Origin of the sequence: Ekhidna sp., from assembly GCF_965221965.1 — a bacterium.
Taxonomy (GTDB): Bacteria; Bacteroidota; Bacteroidia; order Cytophagales; family Cyclobacteriaceae; genus Ekhidna.
This window is the reverse complement of record NZ_OZ244926.1, coordinates 217387-241214: the sequence shown is the minus strand read 5'-3', so window position 1 is coordinate 241214 and position 23828 is coordinate 217387. Positions and strand designations below refer to the sequence as shown.

Annotated in this window: 17 protein-coding genes; 1 reads left to right on the top strand and 16 read right to left on the bottom strand. The window is 41.2% G+C overall.

The genetic code is table 11. The features are described from left to right. Window positions 1–2: 2 nt before the first annotated feature. The 16 genes from ACOQON_RS01185 to ACOQON_RS01110 all read right to left on the bottom strand — a co-directional run bounded on the left by ACOQON_RS01185 (window position 3) and on the right by ACOQON_RS01110 (window position 23493). Window positions 3–680 (bottom strand): energy transducer TonB, encoded by a 678-nt coding sequence (locus tag ACOQON_RS01185; RefSeq protein WP_420577102.1) that lies wholly within the window; start codon window positions 678–680, stop codon window positions 3–5. Window positions 681–787: 107 nt separating this feature from the next. Then, the gene (gene gcvH / locus ACOQON_RS01180) at window positions 788–1162 is read right to left on the bottom strand and encodes a glycine cleavage system protein GcvH (RefSeq protein ID WP_420577101.1); all 375 of its coding nucleotides are present in this window, start codon (window positions 1160–1162) and stop codon (window positions 788–790) included. A gap of 56 nt (window positions 1163–1218) precedes the next feature. Further along, window positions 1219–8358, bottom strand: a complete 7140-nt coding sequence (gene sprA / locus ACOQON_RS01175) for a cell surface protein SprA (RefSeq protein WP_420577100.1) — start codon at window positions 8356–8358, stop codon at window positions 1219–1221. Between the two features lie 28 nt (window positions 8359–8386). Then, window positions 8387–8980 (bottom strand): Holliday junction branch migration protein RuvA, encoded by a 594-nt coding sequence (gene ruvA, locus ACOQON_RS01170; protein WP_420577099.1) that lies wholly within the window; start codon window positions 8978–8980, stop codon window positions 8387–8389. After that, window positions 8977–11259 carry an NADP-dependent malic enzyme gene (locus ACOQON_RS01165; RefSeq protein WP_420577098.1) on the bottom strand — a complete coding sequence of 761 codons (2283 nt, stop codon included), beginning with the start codon at window positions 11257–11259 and terminating at the stop codon, window positions 8977–8979. Before ACOQON_RS01165 ends, ruvA begins: the two co-directional genes overlap by 4 nt. An 84-nt stretch (window positions 11260–11343) precedes the next feature. Next, entirely contained in the window at window positions 11344–12432 is a 1089-nt protein-coding gene (locus tag ACOQON_RS01160; protein ID WP_420577097.1) for a DUF4837 family protein, read from the bottom strand. An 88-nt stretch (window positions 12433–12520) separates the two neighbouring features. After that, the gene (locus ACOQON_RS01155) at window positions 12521–13882 is read right to left on the bottom strand and encodes a LysM peptidoglycan-binding domain-containing protein (RefSeq protein ID WP_420577096.1); all 1362 of its coding nucleotides are present in this window, start codon (window positions 13880–13882) and stop codon (window positions 12521–12523) included. A gap of 3 nt (window positions 13883–13885) precedes the next feature. After that, a complete protein-coding gene (gene gatA / locus ACOQON_RS01150) occupies window positions 13886–15319 on the bottom strand; it encodes an Asp-tRNA(Asn)/Glu-tRNA(Gln) amidotransferase subunit GatA (RefSeq protein WP_420577095.1) in 1434 nt (477 codons plus the stop codon). 3 nt (window positions 15320–15322) lie between these two features. Beyond that, window positions 15323–15523 carry a twin-arginine translocase TatA/TatE family subunit gene (locus ACOQON_RS01145; RefSeq protein WP_349565161.1) on the bottom strand — a complete coding sequence of 67 codons (201 nt, stop codon included), beginning with the start codon at window positions 15521–15523 and terminating at the stop codon, window positions 15323–15325. A 71-nt stretch (window positions 15524–15594) separates the two neighbouring features. Further along, window positions 15595–16785: a murein hydrolase activator EnvC family protein gene (locus ACOQON_RS01140; RefSeq protein WP_420577094.1), complete on the bottom strand. Its 1191-nt coding sequence runs from the start codon at window positions 16783–16785 to the stop codon at window positions 15595–15597. Then, window positions 16772–17512 carry a DUF4292 domain-containing protein gene (locus tag ACOQON_RS01135; RefSeq protein WP_420577093.1) on the bottom strand — a complete coding sequence of 247 codons (741 nt, stop codon included), beginning with the start codon at window positions 17510–17512 and terminating at the stop codon, window positions 16772–16774. The genes ACOQON_RS01140 and ACOQON_RS01135 overlap by 14 nt, the downstream gene beginning before the upstream one ends. Then, window positions 17505–19208 (bottom strand): tetratricopeptide repeat protein, encoded by a 1704-nt coding sequence (locus ACOQON_RS01130; RefSeq protein WP_420577092.1) that lies wholly within the window; start codon window positions 19206–19208, stop codon window positions 17505–17507. The genes ACOQON_RS01135 and ACOQON_RS01130 overlap by 8 nt, the downstream gene beginning before the upstream one ends. A 5-nt stretch (window positions 19209–19213) precedes the next feature. Continuing rightward, window positions 19214–20212, bottom strand: a complete 999-nt coding sequence (locus ACOQON_RS01125) for a sugar phosphate nucleotidyltransferase (RefSeq protein WP_420577091.1) — start codon at window positions 20210–20212, stop codon at window positions 19214–19216. 20 nt (window positions 20213–20232) lie between these two features. Further along, window positions 20233–21705: a lipopolysaccharide biosynthesis protein gene (locus ACOQON_RS01120; RefSeq protein WP_420577090.1), complete on the bottom strand. Its 1473-nt coding sequence runs from the start codon at window positions 21703–21705 to the stop codon at window positions 20233–20235. Between the two features lie 3 nt (window positions 21706–21708). Then, complete coding sequence (locus tag ACOQON_RS01115) at window positions 21709–22497, bottom strand: enoyl-CoA hydratase/isomerase family protein (RefSeq protein ID WP_420577089.1); 789 nt, start codon at window positions 22495–22497, stop codon at window positions 21709–21711. 45 nt (window positions 22498–22542) lie between these two features. Then, window positions 22543–23493 (bottom strand): NAD-dependent epimerase/dehydratase family protein, encoded by a 951-nt coding sequence (locus tag ACOQON_RS01110; RefSeq protein ID WP_420577088.1) that lies wholly within the window; start codon window positions 23491–23493, stop codon window positions 22543–22545. 80 nt (window positions 23494–23573) lie between these two features. Between ACOQON_RS01110 and ACOQON_RS01105 the strand changes: the two genes are divergently transcribed. Further along, window positions 23574–23828, top strand: a complete 255-nt coding sequence (locus ACOQON_RS01105; protein WP_420577087.1) for a hypothetical protein — start codon at window positions 23574–23576, stop codon at window positions 23826–23828.

Below are 23828 nucleotides of genomic sequence, written 5' to 3'. Positions count from 1 at the left end.
TCTTAGTTCGCAAATTTGAACAGAATATTCTGGATCATCTTCTGACGTACTGGCTTACCACGTTGCTTACCAGGCTTCCATTTCGGAGAGTTTTTCAAAACTCTTACTGCTTCTTCATCACATCCAGCTCCAATTCCTTTCACCACATGAATATCAGTAAGTGAACCATCTTTCTCCACTACAAATTGAACGAATACTCGCCCTTCTATACCCATTCGCTGGGCTTGTCTTGGATACTTTAGTTCTTTACCGAGGTACTCGTAAAAAGCCTCAATTCCACCAGGAAATGTTGCGGATTCTTCCACAATAGTGAAAATCTCATCCACAGCTTCTTCCTCAGGAGCTTCTTCGAATACGATTTCTTCAACAACAGTTTCCTCTGTTACCTCAACGTCCAATTCAACTTCGATCTCTTCCTCAATTTCTTCCTCATCAGGAACCTCAATGATCTCAGGTATTTGAACTTTTGGTGGTGGTGGAGGTGGTTGCTCCGTTGGTGGAATATCGATGATATCTTCAAAATCATCATCTACATTGCCCAGGTCCATCAGACCTGAATCGTCATAGGTCTTCCATTCGAAAGCTACTATCACAATTAATAAACTTAAAGCCATTCCAATATTCAGGAACATTCCTGACTGTCTCGAAAGGTCTATTTTCGGATTCTTTTTAGGTTCCATATTCCTTCTTTTGTGAAGTTGAACATCAAATATATGTCCTTCAATTTTTATATACCAAAAGGACGAGGGTATTTACTAATATCAAACAAAAAACATTCCAAAATTTCTTAACCCCCTACTTCTGCCTTATAATCTTCGGCAGAAATCAGGTGATCTCCTTTGTCTGAAATCTTGATCTTTATCATCCAGCCATCTCCATAGGGATCAGAATTGACCACCTCAGGGTTGGACTCCAGGTCGCCATTGACTTCTATTACCTCACCGGAAACAGGCATAAATAGATCTGAAACTGTTTTAACTGCTTCTACCGTTCCGAAAACCTCTCCGGCATCAAGTGATTCGCCTTCGGTTTCTATTTCTACATAAACGATATCCCCCAATTCACCCTGGGCGAAATCGGTGACACCAACAGTAGCGATATCACCTTCTATTTTAACCCATTCGTGATCTTTGGTATAGTGTAAATCTGATGGAATGTTCATCTGCTTTTTTGAATTTTATATCGGGCGTCAAAAATAAGGTTTTGAAATGAACTGCGCTACTGTGCGAGCCCAAATCTTAGCTGAATTCCAAAGGCGGTTGTCGCACGCTTATAGGAGCTTAAAACTTTTGGGTCTGTCACATTACGTTCCATGTAGAAAGTAAAGTCTAGCTGATTGTTGATTTTATACGTGATTGTCGGTCGGATTTGCCAGGTAAGGTTTCCATTCGTGATGGTTGCCCGATCATCAATTTTTCGTTGTACAGTCTTGCTATCGCGCACCGAAGCAGCAACTCTCATGGTCAAATCATTTTCCAGGGTAAGTGTACGTCCCTGCCACCTCCATGGGAGTTTAAAACCTACCTTTGAATATCCAATGTCTAATGTAACATCATTATTGGTGGTTTCTGTCACCTGAGCGTTGGACATATTAAGGGACAGGTTTCTACTTTTTCTGAATTCCAGACGGGTAGAAATGTTATTCTTCGTTCGAATATTGAACCCAATCAGAGGAACAAACTGCTCGGATATCATCACTTGATTAATGATATAAACAGGCACAAGCCTTCCGGTACTGTCGTCTGCTTGAGCCAATGGATAATCCAAGATATCGTTTTGCAACCCTATAAAATCTTCTCCGTAGTTGAGCGAGTTCGTAAAGCTTGAGACACTGTAAGTTGAATTATAGCCATGAGAAATCGTAAATGATGAAAACAGTTCGGATAGTGCTGGAATATTTATCAAGCCTGTGTAGTCTACCCGCCAATTTGGAAGTGGTGTTTTGGGAAAAGGCGATAAACTATTGCTGTTTATATTCTTACCTGAATATGCCGCAATAAAGGATGGTATTAGCACATCTTGAGAAAATGGATTATAACGAATAGTATCATTTGGATCCGATAAATCAATATTTGGATTTTCTCTGTCTAATCTTTGTCTGACTATGTCTATGTTTCGTTCAAACTGAGCAAATGCTTCGGAAAAGTTATCATTTCCATCTTTTTGAAAGGCTGTTTTTATGGAAAGGAAAGAGACGGAATAGCTTCCGCTCCTTGATGGAGTCAATGTTTCAAAACCACCTTCACCATCAAACCTAAATATCTCCTGATATTGATTGTTTAGTCCTCTGTTCCAGGTTAGTTGAATTCTAAGATCCTTCAGGGGCTCAAGGTCAGCCTGAATATCTATATCTGTTCCATACGATTGTCTAAAAGGAGAGGTTAGCGATTCATTTTTTACCAGCCAATCATTGCGAACGGCTTTTTGTTTGATTCCTGAATCCTGGCTTCCAAGAATAAACGCTACCCCCGGAGCATGAAAGCTACTATCCATTCCAAGAAGAAAAGGAGATCGATTGAATCCAGACAATGAGGTACCCTCGTTAATGGTATAGCTTCCATTAATTGATTGTAGCATCATCAGGAACCTAAGCGCTTGATTACCTGGACTTATTGATTCTCCTTTAGGGGGTGGAGTGTTAGCATTTTTAAGAAAGGTAACCTTGTTGTAAACCTTATTCATATCAATCCTACTGGTCAATCCTATTGTCCTTTGATTATTAATGAAATTTCCAAAATATAAGTCTATCACTTCTCCATCAGAATTCTCCTGAAAGCGACCACCTCCCTGATCAATTGCTCCGGCTGTCCAACCATAGCCTACTGAATATCTTGCATCTGAAGTTAGCCAGTCGGTAAATGGAAACTTATCAAGTGGTAAGGAATAGTTCAACTGGATACTTTGATTAAAGTTCTTCATTCGCCCTAATGAAAAGATTTGATCCCAGATGTATTTTCTTTCAGACTTAGTATCAATATCGCCTTCTATGATTTCACTTGGTTCATCGATCACGGCATTTGCAGTAGCACTGTAAGTCAGACCAAGACCCTTTGTGATATCCCACCGCAATCCATAATTTCTTGCGAAAGAAAAAGTCCTCTCATAGAGTGGTTCAATACCATCAGTAGTTAAGTCATCACTATAAAACTGTGTAAGTGTAAAATCCCTTCTAAGCTGTGTGGAAAAAGAAAAATTGGACGGAATGGGAGAAAAGTTAAAATCCTTAATCAGTTGCAAATACGGTGAGGTTAACTTTTCCGACTTGCCAAAGGGCTCAATACTCCAGGAGGAGGGTGAAAAATTGTATGTTAACCCTCCACTTATGGTTTTATTGAGCAACGTCTTTGTGTTTACATTGGTGGTAAGCCTATCTGAATAAGCATAACTAAAAGTGAAATTTTCAATATCATAAATTCTACTAGGAGACTCAGGATTTACCTTTTCCTTTCTCACATTAGTAAAATTTATACTTCTCCGAGTTGTGCGATCCTGTACTATTCTTTTATAACGCTCACGTTCTGCAGCATTATCAAACGACTGCAATGAAGCCTCCAGTGGCACGTCCGGATCCAAGGGATCAAACTTTGGAGTAACTACTTCCTTATCATAACTAACAAGCATAGGTACAACCAGACCTGTTTTATCAGGTCGCATAAACTTTTCAAGATTGAGGTTAGCAGTAATATCATATTGCTTAATCTCTTCAGTTGATCTGGCTGATACTTTATCTTGAATACCACCAAAACCAATAGACCTGTATTGGGTTGAGGCATCTATTCGGCCCAGGTCCGCCAGTTTAGTGCTCAGACTTGCATTTGCTGCCCACCCATCGGATGATCCAAAATCTCCGATTGTAGCCCTTAATTCATTTGCCCAGATACATATCGATTTTGCTGAAGCAGTTTCGTCATCAGGATTTCTAACGCCAATCATGAGCATCTGGACGTCACTAATATCAGGCCTTCCCTTAATTCGGTAAGTATACTTTCCTGAAGCTGATTGTCCGGAATAAATACTGGACATTGCAACATTATTGATATTCCTTCTTGTTTTGAGGTCAATAAGTTCACTGATTGAAAAATCAATCTCATTTTCTAGTGGCCAAACTTGTCTTCGAATATCATCTAAGCTACCTGAAACATTATCCAGGGTGATCACCAAAGGAACTTCAATCTCATAATAATTCTGATCCCAATCAGTTCCTAACCTTAAAAAAGCTGTGACTTCCTCATCTAAAACCATATCATCATTTAGAGTTTCAGCATGTAGGAACATTTTGAGTCTATCGTAATTTATGAGGTTGTATGAAACTCTTTTATAGACTGCACGAGCGTCATTGTTTTCAAGATCTTCAACACATATTTGAAGAGACTGCTCATTAAAGCGTACGTTTTGTGAGGTTGTATTATCAATGTCACGATCAACTCCAGGAGGTAAAACATAGCGTACACCCCCGGTAGTGGATGTGCTGTTTTCTTCAATGTTTACTACAGACACTGTAAAGTCTGAATCTTGTGTGTCGGGTAATTCATTCAGGCCAGGTGTATTCAAAGTCCTATCAAATTTTCTCCACTGACTGCCAACTAACCTCATTTGAGCAAAACGCAAGACAACCGGCCTACTAAATCCAGTCATATACATACGTATATACTTAATGTTTCTGAATGTTGGGCTTTGTACCTGCCCGCTTGGGTTACGAACAGGAATTCTAAACAAATACCAGTTTGATTCACCGTTGCCACTGGCTATTTGATCAACCACATAATCACGGATATTCTGACCGCTAAGATCTAAATTACCATCACCAGATGTACCGTTTCTTGGGGCGAGATCAATTTGATATTCAAAATATTCTTCAACATCGGAAATGGTATTATCCTGATTTAAATCTTCGTTATCAGGTAAGGTAGTTGATGCTGGGATAAACTGGCCGCCACCTGACGCAATAGGTGAATTGTTCTCCATACCATTCCAACTTTTATAACGTTCCACAACCGTTGCATCCCGCTGATCATAAAAACCATCAAGGATATACCTAAAATCGTCAGCTGATATATCCTCTATGCCACCGGGAGGGTTAATGTTTGGAATAAGTGCTTCATCATCACCCGAAAGACCATCAAGACCAACATCCTGATTGTCTCTTGCACCGGGAGAGTTCTCGAAGAAATTTATCAAATATTGATCCTGTGTGATTTGACCCCAGGTGGTAATATCTCCAATTTCACCATCCACCGGAAGTCCATTTTCAAACGCATGCTTATCATCCGGAGCTATGTCTTCAGAAACGCTACCCAGATTAATGAAAAGCTGACCTCCATCATCATCAAGCAAAGCATTTCCATTAATAATTCCATCTTTAACCACACCATTTTCTCCAGAAATGAACGGATCCAATAGCCAAAACTCCAGATATTCAATATTTGTTTTGTCAAAATTCACTTCGTTTGTGATCGCTCGGGTGATACCGGCCCAATGACTCTCAACCTCTGCTCTCTGCGCTACGGGATCACTTGCGAAATTGAAATCATAATTGTATTGTCCCCGCTCGGTCGGGAAATATGCCAAATCAAATATGGGTTCATTGAAATTAACCAAGGTTTGATCCCTCTGTCTGAAAATCTCCTGAGGAAGGACCGCTCTTTCATAATGATTTTCTAAATCGGTATCAGAGATATTGGATGGCCGGGCATTTCCACCCGCACGGTAGAAAATACTATTATCAACAGAGTACCAGGCAATCTTGGCCTTCCGAAAATTATAATCAAGATTTCTGCTCGATGCTTCCGGAAAAGGTGCTGGTGTCGATGAGAGCTTCCAGGCTTGCCAGCCCATTATATTGATTGGGGTAATAGCGCTTTCAAAATCGTCTATGTATGAGGTACCGACACCTCCAACTATATTACTTGTACCTGGTATTAAATGGGCAAACTCAGCATTAATAGTTACAGTAGATGGTTCCTTTGTGCTAACGAGTGGAATCGCATCCACCATTTTGGTTAAAAACCGGGACTCATCCTGATAATTAATATCAAAACCATATTTTGTATTTTTAGATGGTTCGTTTCCAATTGCGAACCTGGAAATCCCGCCAGGTCTCTCATTTAGGTGCAGAATCGTCCCACCTAAATTGAGATTTTCATTAAAACGATAATCTAATCGTGCACCTGTCAGGGTTCTTGTTTGAAAATTGAAAAGATCAGCTTGCTCATAATCAACTTTTATCGTCTTGCCAGAACTACACCATGTATCTCTTACAGTAATTCTTCCAATTTGATAGTTTACATCGTAATCCTCACCCTCATTCAACAGGGTATTGCCTGCTCGCACAACCACAGATCCATCTGCAACATTTATTCCTCTTAATGAAAACTCACATGAAGACCCCCCAGTGACCTTCCCAGAAATTAAAAATTTATCCTTGGTTGCATTTAACTCAGCTTCTGCTTTTGGCTCCTCATATAGCTCATTGAAAACGTATTTTTCTTCCAGGCTCCCTTCGCTCCCAAGAAAATAAGACTCTAAGGTTGAACCGAAAGGTTCTAGGACAGGAAAAATAACACTACCAGTTTCTGTGTTGATTGTTTTTCCGGGGATAAAGTCAAAATTACCATCCGGTAATCTATCCCCGTTAAGGTTCAACTGATCCAGTTTTAACAGTTCGATCAATGGCTCATTCTTCAGGTTTTGGCCTTCATGCAAGGAAGGGTTATCCTGACCCGTATTATCGTCTCTGTAAATTACTCTTAACTGAAATCCTTCCTGACTAATTTGAGCTGCATTTAAATTGTATATGTTCTTCATCATCAAATCCCAGGTTGGGACATCTGTATTTATTTTGTTAGGACGCAACAATTTGAGATAGATAACTTCATTATCAGATCTGTTTTGATAATCCTCTGTTAGCTCTCCGACTTTGTAAGGTGAACCATCATACGTGTACTCATAAGAAACAGCCAGTATTTCATCACTCTGCAAGCTTCTATTCAATGTTATATATCCAAGCTCTCTATTTATCTCGAATTCAGAGTCTGCTAGTTTTCTCGCTGTTGTGGCTTTGACATAATCTGTCCCATTAACAAAACTTGGAAAATTTGAATTGATGAATTGATCAACACCGTCGGCTGATTGAACAACCAGCCTTTCATAAAGCTCATTGGCCCTATTTCGGGCGGGTCCACCTCGTCCGTTTCCAAGAACAGAAGGTCTATAAACAACCTCACCTTCTCCCAAATCCATAAAACCAACAATATTTCGTGTTGTCTCTGTATCATTATTTCGATTGAGAATGTAAACTTCAACCCGAGTAATATTCAGTCCTGAAACAATTTCAGGCAAAGTAGACATCCATTTTTCATAATTGTCCCTAAAGAAGTGACCTAGAAAAAAGTGTCGATTTTCCTCGTAATCTGAGGCCCAGACATCAAAAGGTCGACTCTCCGTTCCACCTTCGATCACCAGACTTTCTTGCCTACTACGCTGCTGAGATAAAATGGTAGTCACATATAGCTTACCAAATTGCAGCTCTGTCTTGATTCCGAAAAGAGATTGCGCCCCAGACATCAGGGAGTTGGTCACTGGCATACTTACATTACCAATTTCGATCTTCTTGATAATTTCTTCCTCATACCCCGTGTAAACAACCCTCAGGTTATTCTGAAAATCGAAGGTGTTGTTGTTGTCAAAGTTGGCCGTGATCTCCAATTTTTCACCGACCTTACCAACGACGTTCATACTGATCTGCTGATCGAAATTGAATGCGCCATTTCGCTGTTGACGCAAGGGGATGGCAGGGTTATCGATCCGCTGGAAGCGTGCCCCAAAATCCAGATTCACAAATCCATTTGGCTGGATATCTACGTAGCTGCCTCCAAAAATCCGGTCAAATATCGGGCTGATGTAAAGTCGTGGGATTAAGCTCCTACCGCTAACGGCACTTTCCCCGTCCAATCCTGCCGATCGCTCTTTGAAATATTCTCTGTTAAGCTGCGAATTATTGTACCGGTTAAACTCATTGAAGGTCATGAAGGAGGCCGGACGAAAATCCAGGGAGCCAATATTTTCATACACTGAGTAAGTAACACCGGCATCTTCAGCGGTGGTATCAGGATTGAATTGCACCTGCATATCCACCTGAGATGGGTCCCTTAAAAAAAGGGGCGATCTGGAGCTTCTGAACGAAAAGGGGTCTCCGAATCGATAACTTGGCTGATATGTGGGTTTTTGACTCGGCTCGTAAGGACCTACCGTATCACTTTTTACGGTATCCTGCTCCTGAAAGAAACCTGCATTCACTTGCGACCCACAGCCCAAAATCAGAAACGCAAAAAGGAATCGTATATGAAGATTTACTTTCAAAAAAAGGCGCTTAGGTAATTAGATTAGGTTATGACCGCTTCAGTGCTTGCTTGATCAATTCTTCAAGTTTAATCTCCTCTCCGTATTCTTTCAAAATCTTATCGACAGTTTTTTCGGCTGACGACTTATTTATTCCTAAAGTAGTCAAGGCTGATAACGCCTCAGAACGCAGTGTATTATCAAATCGAGGCTGAATTTCTACTGATTTATCCAGTAATCCCTCTTTTTTCATCTTATCCTTCAACTCAAGGATGATGCGTTGTGCTGTTTTTCCTCCGATTCCCTTTACCGACTGTATGGTTTTTACATCCTCCTGAACAATAGCAGCCTGCAGCTCCTTCGCATCAAGGGAAGAAAGAATCATTAGCGCAGTGCTAGGCCCAACACCATTAATAGACAATAAATCCAGAAAACGCTTCTTTTCCGAATTTTCATAGAATCCAAAAAGAGTGTGCGAATCCTCTTTGACATGCAAGTAGGTCTGGATCAGAATGTCTTCTTTATCCTTGACTTGTGAGTAGGTGATCAGGCTAATTTTTACTTCATAGCCCACACCACCAACGTCTACAACGAGATGGGTAGGATCTTTGAAGGCCAACCGGCCCTTTAAATAAGTAATCATAGGCCTTCTCTGTTTTCCACACCGGCATCTACTACGGCGATGGCCACCATATTGTAGATTTCCTTCACTGAACTACCGAGTTGCAATACCTGAACAGATTTTTTCATCCCCATTAGAATTGGACCAATCACTTCTGCTCCCCCCACTTCCATGAGCGTTTTATAAGCAATGTTACCAGATTGAAGATCTGGAAAGATTAACGTGTTTACGTTATGCCCCTTGAGGTCACTAAATGGATACATTTCGTCCCGCAGATTCCGATTCAATGCCACATTGGCTTGAAGCTCCCCATCGATGATCATGTCCGGCCACTTCTTTTTTGCCATTTTGATTGCTTTTGCCATTTTTTCAGGCACCTCTCCTTTTGCGGAACCAAAGTTTGAGAAGGAAAGCCCTGCAATCTTAGGCTCATAATCAAAGAAACGAACCGCACGATGCGTAAGACCAATGATTTCTACCAGCTCTTCTGCCGTCGGATTCATATTGACAGTGGTGTCAGCGAAGAAGTAATTTCCCCGAGAGGTATTCATAATGTACATACCAGCTACGCGATTGACGCCTTCTTCCATTCCTACGATCTGCAATGCAGGCAGTACCGTTTTGGGGTAGTCGTTTGATAAGCCCGAAATAAGGACATCTGCCTCACCCTTTTCTACCATCATCATCCCAAAATAGGTACGACTAAGCATCGCCTTTCGAGCCAGGTGCATGGTCATCCCTTTTCGCCGACGAATCAAGGTATATTCCTCAGCAAACTCCTCCACACGATCCATGTGTTCATATGGATCAATGATATCACAGTCTTTGATCGCCTCCAGCTCATGCTCCTCTATCAACTCCTTGATGATATTTTGCTTACCCATTAATATCGGAGTACCAATTCCTGAATCCAGAGTCATTTGAGCTGCTTTCAGGATATTGACATGATCTGCTTCCGCAAATACCACTTTTTTCGGATTTTGTCTGGCACGATAAACAAACCTGGATATCAATCGCTGATCCAAGCCCACTCTTTCAAGTAATTCTTCTTCATACTTTGCCCAATCTTTGATTTGAATTCGGGCTACTCCTGTATCCATTGCTGCTTTAGCAACCGCCGGAGAAATGGTAGTAATCAACCGGGGATCCATCGGTTTTGGAATAAGGTATTCGCTTCCAAACTTGATGCTCGCTTTACCATAGGCTTTCAAGACAATGTCAGGGACTTGATCTTTGGCTAGTTCAGCAATGGCTTTTACAGCGGCCAATTTCATTTCTTCATTGATGGCAGTAGACCTTACATCCAATGCGCCACGGAAGATATATGGAAATCCAAGTACATTGTTCACCTGGTTTGGATGATCAGAACGCCCAGTGGCCATCACTACATCCTTTCGTGTCTTCATCGCCAGATCATAGGCAATCTCCGGGTTGGGATTTGCCAAAGCAAAAACGATTGGATTATCTGCCATTGACTTTAGCATCCTGGGAGTCACTACATCGGCGATTGAGAGTCCCAAAAACATGTCTGCTCCTTTCATGGCTTCATCCAAGGTGCTGACTTTTCGTTTCGTAACGTATTGTGATTTTATCTCATCCAACCCTTTTCTGCTCTCATTCAGAATCCCTTTGCTATCAGCCATCAGGATATTTTCTTTTTTGGCGCCAAGGGCTACATATAGGTCCGTACACGCAATAGCCGCTGCACCTGCTCCACTGACCACAATCTTTAGATCTTCAATTTTCTTGCCTACCACCTCCAATGCATTGAGGAGTGCTGCGCTGGAAATTATAGCTGTCCCATGCTGATCATCATGCATGATCGGGATATTCATCTGCTCACGAAGCGTCTGCTCAATCTTGAAGCTTTCAGGAGCTTTTATATCCTCCAGGTTGATTCCACCGAAGGTCGGCTCCAGAGACCTGACGATTTCAATGAATTTATCAGGGTCCTCTTCATTGATCTCAATGTCAAAAACATCTATACCAGCAAATTTTTTGAATAGAACGCCTTTCCCTTCCATCACTGGCTTGGAAGCTGCAGGCCCGATATTTCCCAGCCCAAGAACAGCTGTTCCATTGGAAATCACACCGACCAAATTGCCTTTGGCTGTGTATTTATAGACATCTTCCGGATTTTCAGCAATTTTTTTACAGGGCTCTGCTACACCCGGTGAGTATGCTAACGCCAGGTCATGTTGCGAACTCACCGACTTGGTAGAATTCACTTCAATTTTTCCGGCAGGTTTATTTGAATGATATTCTAATGCCTCCTTAGGCCTAATCTTCGTTGTACTCATCCTTTGTTGGTTAAAGTTGGATCGAATTTAATCCGATCTTCAAAGGTCACCAACTATAGATGAATAAGCAATTATTCGAAAAGATTAAGAAGCATCTTCCTGATTCGGAGTAATATCTCCCTTCGTTTTGAATGTGGACAATATCGCTTCTAACTCACGAACCAGGTTCTTCTTCCTGGTGCCGGGGGAGTCTACATAACCCTCCACGTAATAAACCAGTCCTACTTCTTCATCCACTATGGTATAACTGACAAATGGTCCTCCTCGCGAATTATCGCTTATCTTCCAAAGCCCGCGAGCTTCCACGGCAAAGTGGCCGTTGAAATTCACACGCTCAGTAAATACCGGAATGATGTCCTGGCGTTTGATGTGAACTTCAGGATTTTCTCCATCATAAAGGTTTCTTTGAGTGATTTTATCTCTGAATTCACCAATTTCGTTGAAAATACCACGGTCGGTATAGGGTTCGTAATAGATGAAGATGCTCTGCTCTGTCTCCGCATCCATTTTTCTCAGCCAAACGAAGTTTTTCAGGTCTCGTGCTTTCTCCCATCCATAAGGAATGGTTAATTCCACATTGTGAGTATCCTTGATTCGTTGAGTCAACTGCTTTTTGGGACTATTAAAGAGCTTGTCTTTTATCGTTTCCCTGGCTGAAGCTTCAAAAAACTCGCGGATTTGTGATCGATTGTAACTGATTTTTTTCTCTAACTGATCTTCCGTAGCAGAGAACAGGAACATGACTGTTTGACCTTTTGCAAATACATCTCTCTGTGTACGCATAAATATAGATGTATCACGCTTAATCTGATTCAGAGACTGATCTGTAAAAAATCTTTGTAATACTCGACTATCTGCAGTCTTGCTATCCAATGTCATCACAAACACCATATTCTTAGCTGACTTAAGGACAGAGTTTAGTCTTCGTGGATTGACCTTACTTACATTAAACAATGACTCATCCTGCGGTAAGCCCAACATTGGAGCCATGAATGTTTTTCTGAGCTCCTCACCGAGCCCTAATGAGTCGGCCCACTGAGTCGAATCTGCGACAAGGATAATTTCATCAGCTTCTCCCCTCGCAGTTGGAAGCATGTCTTTTCGATTTTTTTCTCTTGCGCTTTCACTACACCCAAATGCAATAGCTAGTAAAATAAGTATGTATTTATGCATAGAATTTACGTTTCCAATTAGTCGAACTTATAAGCAAAAACTATTCCGACTAACCCAAACTTAGAGCTTTCACATAAAAGATGGTAGATTAATTTGGAATCACTAATGATTGACCCGGCTTAATTGTATTTGAACTCAACTTATTAGCCAGCTTCAGTTTCTCAATGCTGGTGTTGTTACTTCTGCTGATACTCCACAAAGAATCTCCATACTTTACCGTGTACATCTTACCTGAGGAGGTGATGGAGGAAGCCTGACTAGTTGTGGGTTTAGGTTGGGGATTTGAAGCTGTATACAGGTTTTTTGTATCAGAATTATACGTCGGTAATACCCAAATACTGAGTCGCTGACCGACTCTGATTAGATTGCCCCGAATACCATTCCACGATCTGATATCCGAAACCCTTACCCCATATTGTTGCGCAATTGTCCCGAGTACATCACCACTTCTTACACGATAATACAAGCGCTCCCTTCCGTATGTGCTTCCAGGCGTGTTTCTAGCTAAATAATCCAGATGCTCTTTCCCTACTTTGGATGCAGTATCATATAGGTGGTTTCTATTGGCTACAATTTCTTCTTTCCATTCTACAGGAACTCTTAACGCAAAGTTTTTAGTGCCCTCAGGCAATGCTCCTCTTTTAATCTGAGGGTTCCACATCAACATATCATCTAAACATAAGTCCAGCTGATTGCAAAAAGTCTCGACATGGAAATACTGAGAAATCATGATCGTATCCATTTCAGGATGGAATAATTCCGGCTGTGGATCAAAACCATGTTCTTCCAAGTGGTTGAATAGATATGTTATCGCCACAAACTGTGGTACATATGATCGTGTTTCCCGTGGAAGATAGCGGTAGATGTCCCAAAATTCCCGCTTATAACCACTTCTTCGAATCGCTTTTCTCACATTACCCGGACCGCAATTGTATGCGGCAAGGGCAAGCTCCCAGCTGTCGAACATTCTGTATAAATCCTTTAAGTGGCGAGCCGCAGCATCGGTTGCCTCTTCTGGGTCCATTCGATCATCTACATACCAATCGCTATGCAATCCATACATTTTCCCTGTAGACGAAATGAATTGCCATAAGCCTACCGCATTTGCCCTTGAAATGGCATTTGGACGGAGGCCTGACTCCACGATAGCTAAATACTTCAACTCATCCGGCATATTATGCCTGGCTAAAGTTTCCGAAAAGAGCGGAAAATAAAGCTCCTTTTTTCTGATAATATCTTTGGTGTATTCCCTGTCCTTAATCGCGAAATAGTCTATAAAAGCCATTACACGTTCATTGAAGGCCAGTGGCACCTCATTTTCGATGCATGACATTCGGTCTGCAATCTCATCGTATGTATTGTCCGGGATTACCTCGGTAAGCTGAAATTCTTGTCCTTCCCCTACCAATGAAATGAATAAAAGTCCCAGGAGGAACCATTTTCGTGTCATATCCTATCTATTTTGATCTTTGAAAGTAATGATTTGATTTGAAATATCAAGCAAATTTTTCTCATTAAAGCATTTTGTCATTAATTGAACACCGATTGGTAACCCCTGATTGTCAACGCCAAAAGGGATAGATATTGCAGGTATTCCAGCAACATTTGCCTGTACCGTAAATAAATCTTCCAGATACATTTCCAACGGATCGTCTTTCAATTCTCCAAGTTTAAATGCCGTGGTGGGAGTGGTAGGCGAAAGCACAAAGTCATACTCATCCAATAGTTGATTTGTCTCTTTTTGAATCAGCCGACGCACTTTCTGAGCCTTGGTGTAATAGGCATCATAGTAGCTTGCACTTAGTGCAAAAGTTCCTGTCATTATCCTTCGTTTCACTTCTTCTCCAAAACCCTCTGATCTGGATAATTTATACATCTCCTCCAAATTCTCACTTTTCGCCCTTTTCCCGTATCGGGCACCATCATACCTGGAAAGATTGGAGCTCGCTTCAGCAGCTGTCAGCACATAATAGGTTGGTAAAATGTAATCAAGCATAGAAAAATGAGCCTCTTCAACCTGATGTTCACTGGTTCTCAGTGTCTCAACTAATTCTAATATTGACGCCTTGATTTCGCTATTTAACCCCTCATGATCCAGGGTCTCGCTTAAGTAAGCGATTTTATATTTTCTTTCAGTTTTGAAATTGGCGAAATCAGGAACGACTTGCTGAGATACGGTACTATCAAACTCGTCAGCACCAGACATGACCTCCAAAATCAAAGCTGCATCCTCCACACTTTTCGAGATGATCCCAACCGTATCAAAAGAGCTGGCATATGCTGCCAGTCCATACCTCGAGATGCGAGAGTAGGTGGGTTTCAGTCCTACTACCCCACAAAATGCCGCCGGCTGGCGTACTGAGCCTCCCGTATCTGATCCGATAGAACCCTGACACATATCCGCTGCTACTGCCGCAGCTGAACCTCCTGAAGAACCTCCGGGCACTCTGGTCTCATCTATTGGGTTTTTAGCTGGTCCAAAAGCAGAATTTTCATTGGATGAACCCATCGCAAACTCATCACAGTTTTGGTGACCTATGATGATCGCATCTTCGTCAAGCAATCGCTGGATGCAGGTAGCGGTGTATTGTGATTCAAAACCATTTAAGATCTGACTCGCGCATTGTAATGGATGATCTTTGTATGCATAAACATCCTTGATGCCTACGATCATGCCTGCTAGCTTTCCGGCTGAATTGTTCTTGAGTTTTTGATCAATAATTTCAGCCTGCTGTTGTGCTTCGTCACTATAAACAGAAAGGAAGGCATTGAGCCTTCCATTGTTGTTCTTAATTTGAGTCAGATGATAATCTACCAGTTGGGACACAGTGAGTTTCCCAGCTTTAATCTCTGCTTGAATTTCAGAGAGGGATTGAAAAGTCTTCAAGGTTTAAGCCTTTTTATCTTCGCTAGAACCTTCGTTTATTTCGTTCTTGATTTCTTTAGTAGCATCCTTAAATTCTCTGATTCCTTTTCCCATGCCACGTGCTATCTCAGGTATTTTCTTAGCCCCGAAAAAAATGATAATGAACAGAGCGATAATGATCATTTCTGTCCATCCTGGCATTGCAAATAATAATGATGTATGCATTGCTTTTAAATTTTAGATTACAAAGATAAGTATTTAACGAAGGAGCATTCAGAAATATTCGTACAATTATTTTATTTCATCGCCAGCCAGTTTTCCGGATTTAGCTTGGTAAACCCTTTATATATCTGAAACTCAAGCTCTGATTTACCATCCCGATCGGTATACACCTCCCCAATTACATCATTCTCCTTCACCCTTTGTCCGCTTTTCACATTTACTGTTTTCAATCTGGCATAGATTGTAATGTAATCCCCGTGGCGAATCATGACAATGTTATTTTTTCCTGCCACAGGCGCCACCATGGTCACTTCCCCATCAAAAACAGCTTTTACTTTACTCCCCTTCTCTGTTTGAATATCTACACCATCATTGATGATTGTCACCCTTTTCAAAACCGGATGTTGCTGCTTTCCAAATGGAGTTGTTATGAAACCCGGCACAGGCCATTCGAGCCGATTCTTTTTTGATTCGAATAATCGTGTTACCTCCGCAGCACTGGCAGCCTCAGCGGTTGAAACAGTTGAGGATTTTCTTGCTTCATCTTCAATGATCTTGGCAATCAAAGTATTCAATCGCTTATTTGCTTCTTTTCTGTCCTCTACTTCCTTTCTAAGCTCACGTTCCTTCTTGGTAAGTTGAGCCACCAATTCTGATTGCTTTTGCTTTGATCTTGCCAGCTTTCTGCTTTCCCTAACCTGCTGATTTAGTAAAGTTTGCTGTTCAGCACGCTTCGCTTCTACCTTACTTCGCTGCTCGTTTAATTCTTTCGTCACTACTTCTATTTGTTCGGCTTGCAAACGACGCGCGTCAGCATACTGCTCCAGATACTTTAGGCGTTGAAGGAGTTGGTTGAAATCGCTTGCAGAAAAAAGAAACATCAAGCGGCTGTTGCCCCGATTGGCTTTATAGGATGAATAAATCTGTGCTGCATACTCCTCCTTTAGATGCTTTAAATCATCCTGAAGAGAGGAAACAACGATTCGAAGAACATTGATTTCACCATCAAGTATGCGGATTTCCGATCCAATGGATCTTATCAAAGACTCTCGTGCGTTGATTTGTTGGTTTAGTGCTTGTAGTTGACCTAATGTAGCTTTCTTCTCACTTGCTGTTTCATTAATAATCCGCTCTGCTTCAGCAATTTTTCTGAGGTTCTCCTTTTTCTCCTGTTCAAGCTGACTTTTAGTCTGTGCAGCAGCATCAAAGGCCAATAGGCTGATAAGAAGCAAAAAAAATACGGGAAGAAAGCTATTTCTTTTCATACTTGCTTGGAACAGCATATGGAAAGCTGAGTGGTGCGTCTTCGATGACCATTTTATTATAAGAAATACTGATCTCCGTATTGGGTTTTTTGTCAGCCACATAGTCAATTACTGCTGAGATTTCGTTTGGAAAGACCTGATCGTCTACCAATATAAAATCGCTGTAATTTACTGAAATCGTATTTTTTGTACCTTCATCATAGACCTGAACTTTCTCAAGCTTCATACTTTTTGCCCCGATAAAGTTTTGAAAGGAATAAACCCCTTTGGAGGCGGTGTAAAAAAAGTAGTTATCCGTTTTTTCCACTCGCTGCTTTTTATACGGTTCTATGAGGTTGCCCAAAATAACAGACTGGATCATCTGAAAATTGAAATCAAAATCATATTCCTCTGAAAGCTCCTCGAATGTATATTCGTAATAGTGCTTTTTAAGCTTATCTAATACAAAAATGTTTTCGGTATTGATCAAGACACGAGCTCCTTCAACACCAAACTTGGATAGCGAAATCCATATGATTGAATCCTTTTTAATTTGAAAATTAGCCGTTGCTGCCACTTGATTATCCCCATCATCGAACTTGAATTTTGCCCTGGCAGAGAAATAGTCAAACCTAGGATCAACAACCTCAAGCTTATCTTTTTTCTTGCCAAAGATGGCTCCCATCTTTCTGTTGCAGGAGGTAAGCACCACTATGCTAATCAAACACATTAAAAATAGCTTATTCATAAAGCTTTCGGTCTGCAATTTTCTTCTCAATTAAATCTGACGCATTTCCCAGCTCCCGAGCCCTTTCCCATTGTTTAAGGGCTTCATCTACCTCTCCTAACTGGAATAGCACATCTCCATAATGTTCAATCACTGTGCCATCTTCATCCAATGAGGCAGCTTTTTCGAGAAATTTCCGAGACTCTTTAAAATTCCCAATGGTATAAAGTACCCAACCATGAGTATCCAAATAAGTTGGGTTATTTGGATGCATCTCAACCAGCTGCGTAGACATTTTCAGCGCCTTATCCAGATTCTTGTTTTCAAGTGATAGAAAATAGCTGTAATTATTTAGGACGTGATCATTATTCGGGCTGTTCTCTAATGCCTTATCATACGCACGAAAAGATTTTTCCAGCTCTTTCAAGCCATTGTAGGCATCTCCGAGCTGACCATAAAAAACAGTCAGTAAGTTAGGGTCCACTGTATATTTTCTTCCTTGTTCTAACATTCTGACTGACTTTTTGTAATCATTGGTAACTAAATAGCCAGTACCTGCGAAATAATACAATAAGGCCTGATTTGGAAAGTATTCAAGTGCTCGTTCTGCATGTTTTGTCACACTATCATATTGACTCAGATCAGCTTCAATATTCAATATATTTTGCCATACGGAATAATTTGCCGGGCTCAAGTTTACCGCTTGCAAATAGTATCTGACGGCCTTCTCACTCTGTCCATCCTGATAAAGTAAGTCTCCAACAAAAGCCTGGGCCTTAAATTCATCCTCATGCTTACCTGCAAGCATAACCGCAATCTCGGTCAGTTTACTTTTCTCCTCCGGCGAGGGATCCATAACCAGATAATTGGAGAGTATTTGAAATTTGGATTGGAAATCAATGGAGCTGGTCTCAAAGGCCATGGCTAATAGTTCCAGTGATCTCTCTCGTTTTCCTTTCATCCATGCCAGCTCACTTTTCATCAGTGTAATCCTGGATGAAGAAGTCTCGGTTGCTTCGTAATTGGCAATCGCTTTTTCAGCCTGATCCAGCTTTCGGTTCTGAATCAGGAAATTGATCAACTCCGCTTTGTAGGAAGACTCATGAGGGTATGCATCGATGAGTTTTTCATATTCTTCAATCACCTCATCCACTTTTCCCTCTTTCATGTAGATGCGCTGCTTCTCACGAGTGATTTCCTCCTTCACTCCCAATTGCTTCTCAATCTGATCGAAGACCTTAAACATATCATCTCGACGGCCAGTTAATTGGTATAACTCTGCTAATTCATATAACGCATTTTCCTCTGACGGAAATCGCTCAACTAGCTCCTCATAGGTTTTTGCCGCATCGATGTAGAAACCAATTGACTGATAAATACGAGCAAGACCAAGACGGTAATATTTGTTTTCCGGAGCAAGCTCAATAGCCTTCAAGCCGAAAGGAAGTGCTTTTTGACCTTCATCGCTTTTTGCAAGGACCTCAGCAATTTTAAAGTGTATGGCGGCACTTTCGGTATTCATTTCCAGGGCAACATGGAAATTTTCCAATGCTTTGGCGTAATTCTCAAGGATCAACTGCTTTTCAGCTTCCACAATGACACCTTCCAGTTTCAATGAATCCTCCTGCGTCTGAGGAGTCACCACATCCTTCTTTCCTTTTTGAGAAAAGGAGGCAATAGATACCAATAAGGTTACTGAAAATAAGAGTATCCGCATCTGCTTTACCATTCGCTGTAATCACCCAAACTCACTGATTTTGGTTGACCTTTCAAGTTAACGAAGTTTCCAATCATTGAGTTGGTTAAATCAACGTCCACCAGGGTCGTGTTATTTTGAATGAGTGATTCACTCAACCTGGAGTTACTGATTTTGCAATTATTTCCAATAGAAACATTAGGCCCGATGGTGGAGTTCGAAATCTCTGTCCCATCTCCAACATAAACGGGTTCTATCACTTCACAATTCTGAAGAATAGCCTTTGAAGAGATGAGGTTTTCACCTTTTAAAAATCCAAGATATTCAGCGTTAGACTGCACCGTTATTTCTTTGTTTCCACAATCGAGCCAGTCATTTACTGTGCCAATTGTGAAGTTGGTTCCTTTATTCTTTAGGTTTTCTAGCGCCATAGTTAGCTGAAATTCTCCACCTCCACGGATATTGTTCGTGATCAGATAATCAATTTCATCCCTCAAATCTTCGCCTCGTTTGAAGTAGTAAATTCCAATGATCGCCTGATCTGAAACGAAATCCTTTGGTTTTTCAATGAAATCGGTGATGATTCCGTTTTCGTTTGTTTTTACAACACCAAAAGCGCTCGGATCCTCTATTTGTTTTGTCCATATAATACCATCATCCTCCGGATTCAGTTGAAAATCCGCCCTAAACAACGTATCAGAAAATGCTACAGTTACTTTTCCCTCGAGGATATCATTAGCGCAAGCAATCGCATGAGCCGTTCCTTCAGCCGTTTCCTGCACATAAAAAAAGGCCTCTGCTCCTACATTTTTAGTGATTTCTACCAGTTTATCCTTGATCTCCTCATCAAAATCTCCAATCACAAAACCTATCTTCTCGATCTTCTCAGGTGTCACCTTTGCAATATCCTCCACCAATCGCTGGACAATCGGCTTGCCCGCAATTGGAATTAAAGGTTTAGGTGTTGTTAACGTGTGAGGCCTCAGGCGCTTTCCCTTCCCGGCCATCGGGATAATTAAGTTCATAAAAGCGTATTGATATTTAGCTAGTTAGCTCTAAGTCGCTGAAATGCTTTTCGTTCTAAAATGATCGGCAAAGTTAGAAAGATTAATACGATCAGTACGGACTTTAAAAATGATTGTTCGGTTAACCCATCGACAGCAATTCCCACTCCCGCTAAAACAACATAACTGATGACCTTAATCACCTGATATGGCACAGGGTAATGCTTCATTCCCCACAAATAAGAAATCACAACCATTAAAAAATAGGAGCCAAAAGTAGCTACTGCACTCCCCATGTAACCAAACACCGGAATGAGCGACCAATTGAGTACGAACGTAGCAAATGCCCCAATTAAGCTGATGTAAGCTCCATAAAGGGTTTTATCCGTCAGCTTGTACCAAAGTGAAAGGTTGTAAAATACACCCAGAAACAGTCCTCCTCCCAACAGCCAGGGTACCGCATCAAGTGCCATCAGGTAGCTGTCTTGTCTTAGAAAAATTGTAGCATAATAGGGCATAAACACACAAAGTACGAGCCAGCTAAAAGAGGTGAATAACACGAACCAGGTCATAACTTGGCTAAATACCTGAGGAGAATTCTTCTCTTTAGCCTGAGCAAAAAAGAAAGGCTCAAAAGCATACCTGAAGGCCTGAACAGCCAGTGTCATAAATACTGCAAGCTTGTAGCAAGCTCCAAAAATCCCCAAGATTTCCAGATTAGTGTATCCTTCATAAAAACCTTCCGGCAGTCTGTATTTCAAGATCGCTCTACTCAGCATTTCATTCGTTACACCTGCAAACCCTATAATCAACACCGGCCAGGCATATTTCATCATCCGCTTCCATTCAACCGGATTGAATGTGATTTGTACCTTGAGCCAGTCTGGTATAAAGAACAGCAGGTAAAGCCCGTTGGCAATTAGGTTAGATAAAAACACATAACCCACACCCAAACCCGGATTGTAAACATTTCGGATGAAACTATTTGGATTGCTCTCCAAAATCATTGGGCATAGGAGAATGAAAAATAAATTAAGCAGGATGTTAACTCCAATATTTGAAAGCTTGAAAACCGCAAACCTTGTTGCTTTTCCATTTTGTCTCAGCCGAGCAAAAGGAATTGCCACCATAGCATCTATCGCTAAAATAGCTGCCAGCCATTGAATGAAATGGGCTTTATCAGGATATTGTAGTGTCTGAGCAATCGCGTCTGAAAAGATCCAGATCAACCCTGAAAACAATAATGATGAAATCAGGATGCTGGTAAATGCCAGGTTGAAATAGTTGTAGCCTTTTTCTTGAGAAGAGAAGCGAAAATAGGCCGTTTCAAGTCCATAAATGAAAAGAATATTGAGGAACGCCACATAAGCATAAAGCTCGGTAACTATACCGTATTCTGCCGGTATGAATACTGAAGTGTAAAGCGGAACCAGCAAATAGTTCAGCATCCTGCCGAGCACACTGCTCAGCCCATAAATAGCTGTCTGACTGGCTAGCTTCCTAAGTATTGACAAGGATTATTCGCCTTTAAAGTCGGCTTTTCGTTTTTCAAGGAATGCAGCAACCCCTTCTTTAAAATCCTCGGTACCAAAGCAACCTGCAAAGGCATTGGCCTCTGTCTGATATCCTTCCACTCCCGTTTCAAAATATGCATTCACCGAGTCAATCACCAATCCAATAGCAAGTGGTGCCTTTAAGGCAATTTTGGACAGAATGTCAACTGCTTTTGCATGGGCGGCATCTTTATCGATCTCCACATAATTGGCCAGCCCCATTTGCTCAGCTCTCTCTGCCGAGATCATATCTGCGCTCATCAAAAATTCAAACGCTCTTCCTTTTCCAATCAGTTGAGTCAATCGCTGGGTACCTCCATATCCCGGAATCAGGCCTAAATTCACTTCAGGCTGACCAAACTTAGCAGATGAAGTAGCTACACGCATATGGGCGGCCATTGCCAATTCACAACCTCCTCCGAGTGCAAAACCATTCACGACAGCTACAACTGGCGTATGACAGTTTTCGATTTCCTGGAAAATCTCCTGACCCTCTTCAGCAAACTTGCGGGCATGCATCTCGCTTAGCCCTGTAAACTCACTGATATCAGCTCCAGCTACAAAGGCCTTTTCTCCAGCACCAGTGAGAATGACCCCTCTAATCTCTTTTGGATTGTCCTGCACATATTGAAATACATCTTTCAATTCGAGCATCGTGGCTCGATTGAGTGCATTCATTTTACTCTCTCTATTGATGGTAATGGTGAGAATACCATCAACTAAGTCTAATGCTAGATTTTCGTATGATTCCATTTGGTTGATCGGTTTTTCGAGACGGAAAGAAAAAGGAAAAATGCCTTAATCAAAAACAATTGTGTCTTTCAAATTAGTAATCATGGTATCCACTAATTCCTTCAATCCAAAGTTATGTTGCCACCCCCAGTTGTTTCTTGCTACACTATCATCAATGCTCCCCGGCCAGCTATCAGCTATTTTTTGCCGGAAATCCGGTTTATATGAAATATCAAAATTCGGGTAATGTTGCTTAATTGCATTCGCTATCTCTTGGGGGGTAAAGCTCATTGCAGCCACATTATACGAACTTCTTATTTTCACATCTTTTGCGTCTGCTTCCATCAGGTCAATAGTGGCTTTTACTGCATCATCCATATACATCATAGGCAGCATGGTGTTTTCAGATAAAAAGCACTCATATTCTTCCCCAGCTATCGCCTTATGAAAAATATCAACAGCATAATCCGTAGTGCCTCCACCTGGCATAGCCTTATATCCTATTAGCCCTGGATATCTGAGACTCCTCACATCTACGTCATACTTTTCAAAATAATACTCACACCATCTCTCCCCGGCCAATTTTGAAATACCATAAACGGTATTTGGGTTCATCACGGTATTCTGAGGAGTGTTTTCCTTTGGCGTATCAGGACCAAAGACCGCAATTGAACTTGGCCAATAAATTTTGTTTAGACGATCACGGCCTGCCTCGAGTACCAGCAAAAGACTCTCCATATTTAGCTTCCATGCAAAATGCGGATTTTGCTCTCCCTTTGCTGAAAGAACGGCTGCCAAATGATACGCCTCTTTAATGTTGTATCTTCCAAGAATGGCGTGAAAAGCATCCTTATCCATGATATCGAGCTTTTCATAGGGGCCATCAGCGATCAAATCAACAGGCTCATCTCTTATATCAGAGGCTATTACATTTTCCGTTCCTTTTAACTCTCTCAGTCTTTGCGTGAGCTCTGTTCCAAGTTGTCCACACGCACCAATAATTAGGATCTTGTCCATTAGGCAAATAGTTGTTTACATTTTCAGGGAATGCAAATTTACACGCCATCAGAAAACTGGCTTCCATTAAATTTGCCACAATGAAGTTTGAGGAATACCTGAGGGGAAAAAAAATTGATCCGGACAAGTTCAAAGCCGGTGAGCAGGAGCAATATGTTAAGTTAAAACGAATTTTTGATCAGGTACATCCAAACAGCTTCACGCAACAAAAACTTTTTTTAATAAATAAAATTCGCAGAACCTATCAACTGAAAGAAAAGCTGGAAGTGAAAAAGCCAGATGCTGCTAAGGTGATGCGACCGAAAATAAAACCATTAAAACCCAAAACAAGCTGA

Bases quoted from the DNA above. Each gene is read 5' to 3' on its own strand.
- ACOQON_RS01185 (WP_420577102.1), bottom strand. From the start codon at position 680: ATGGAACCTAAAAAGAATCCGAAAATAGACCTTTCGAGACAGTCAGGA.
- gcvH (WP_420577101.1), bottom strand. From the start codon at position 1,162: ATGAACATTCCATCAGATTTACACTATACCAAAGATCACGAATGGGTT.
- ruvA (WP_420577099.1), bottom strand. From the start codon at position 8,980: ATGATTACTTATTTAAAGGGCCGGTTGGCCTTCAAAGATCCTACCCAT.
- ACOQON_RS01165 (WP_420577098.1), bottom strand. From the start codon at position 11,259: ATGAGTACAACGAAGATTAGGCCTAAGGAGGCATTAGAATATCATTCA.
- ACOQON_RS01160 (WP_420577097.1), bottom strand. From the start codon at position 12,432: ATGCATAAATACATACTTATTTTACTAGCTATTGCATTTGGGTGTAGT.
- ACOQON_RS01155 (WP_420577096.1), bottom strand. From the start codon at position 13,882: ATGACACGAAAATGGTTCCTCCTGGGACTTTTATTCATTTCATTGGTA.
- ACOQON_RS01145 (WP_349565161.1), bottom strand. From the start codon at position 15,523: ATGCATACATCATTATTATTTGCAATGCCAGGATGGACAGAAATGATC.
- ACOQON_RS01140 (WP_420577094.1), bottom strand. From the start codon at position 16,785: ATGAAAAGAAATAGCTTTCTTCCCGTATTTTTTTTGCTTCTTATCAGC.
- ACOQON_RS01135 (WP_420577093.1), bottom strand. From the start codon at position 17,512: ATGAATAAGCTATTTTTAATGTGTTTGATTAGCATAGTGGTGCTTACC.
- ACOQON_RS01130 (WP_420577092.1), bottom strand. From the start codon at position 19,208: ATGCGGATACTCTTATTTTCAGTAACCTTATTGGTATCTATTGCCTCC.
- ACOQON_RS01125 (WP_420577091.1), bottom strand. From the start codon at position 20,212: ATGAACTTAATTATCCCGATGGCCGGGAAGGGAAAGCGCCTGAGGCCT.
- ACOQON_RS01115 (WP_420577089.1), bottom strand. From the start codon at position 22,497: ATGGAATCATACGAAAATCTAGCATTAGACTTAGTTGATGGTATTCTC.
- ACOQON_RS01110 (WP_420577088.1), bottom strand. From the start codon at position 23,493: ATGGACAAGATCCTAATTATTGGTGCGTGTGGACAACTTGGAACAGAG.
- ACOQON_RS01105 (WP_420577087.1), top strand. From the start codon at position 23,574: ATGAAGTTTGAGGAATACCTGAGGGGAAAAAAAATTGATCCGGACAAG.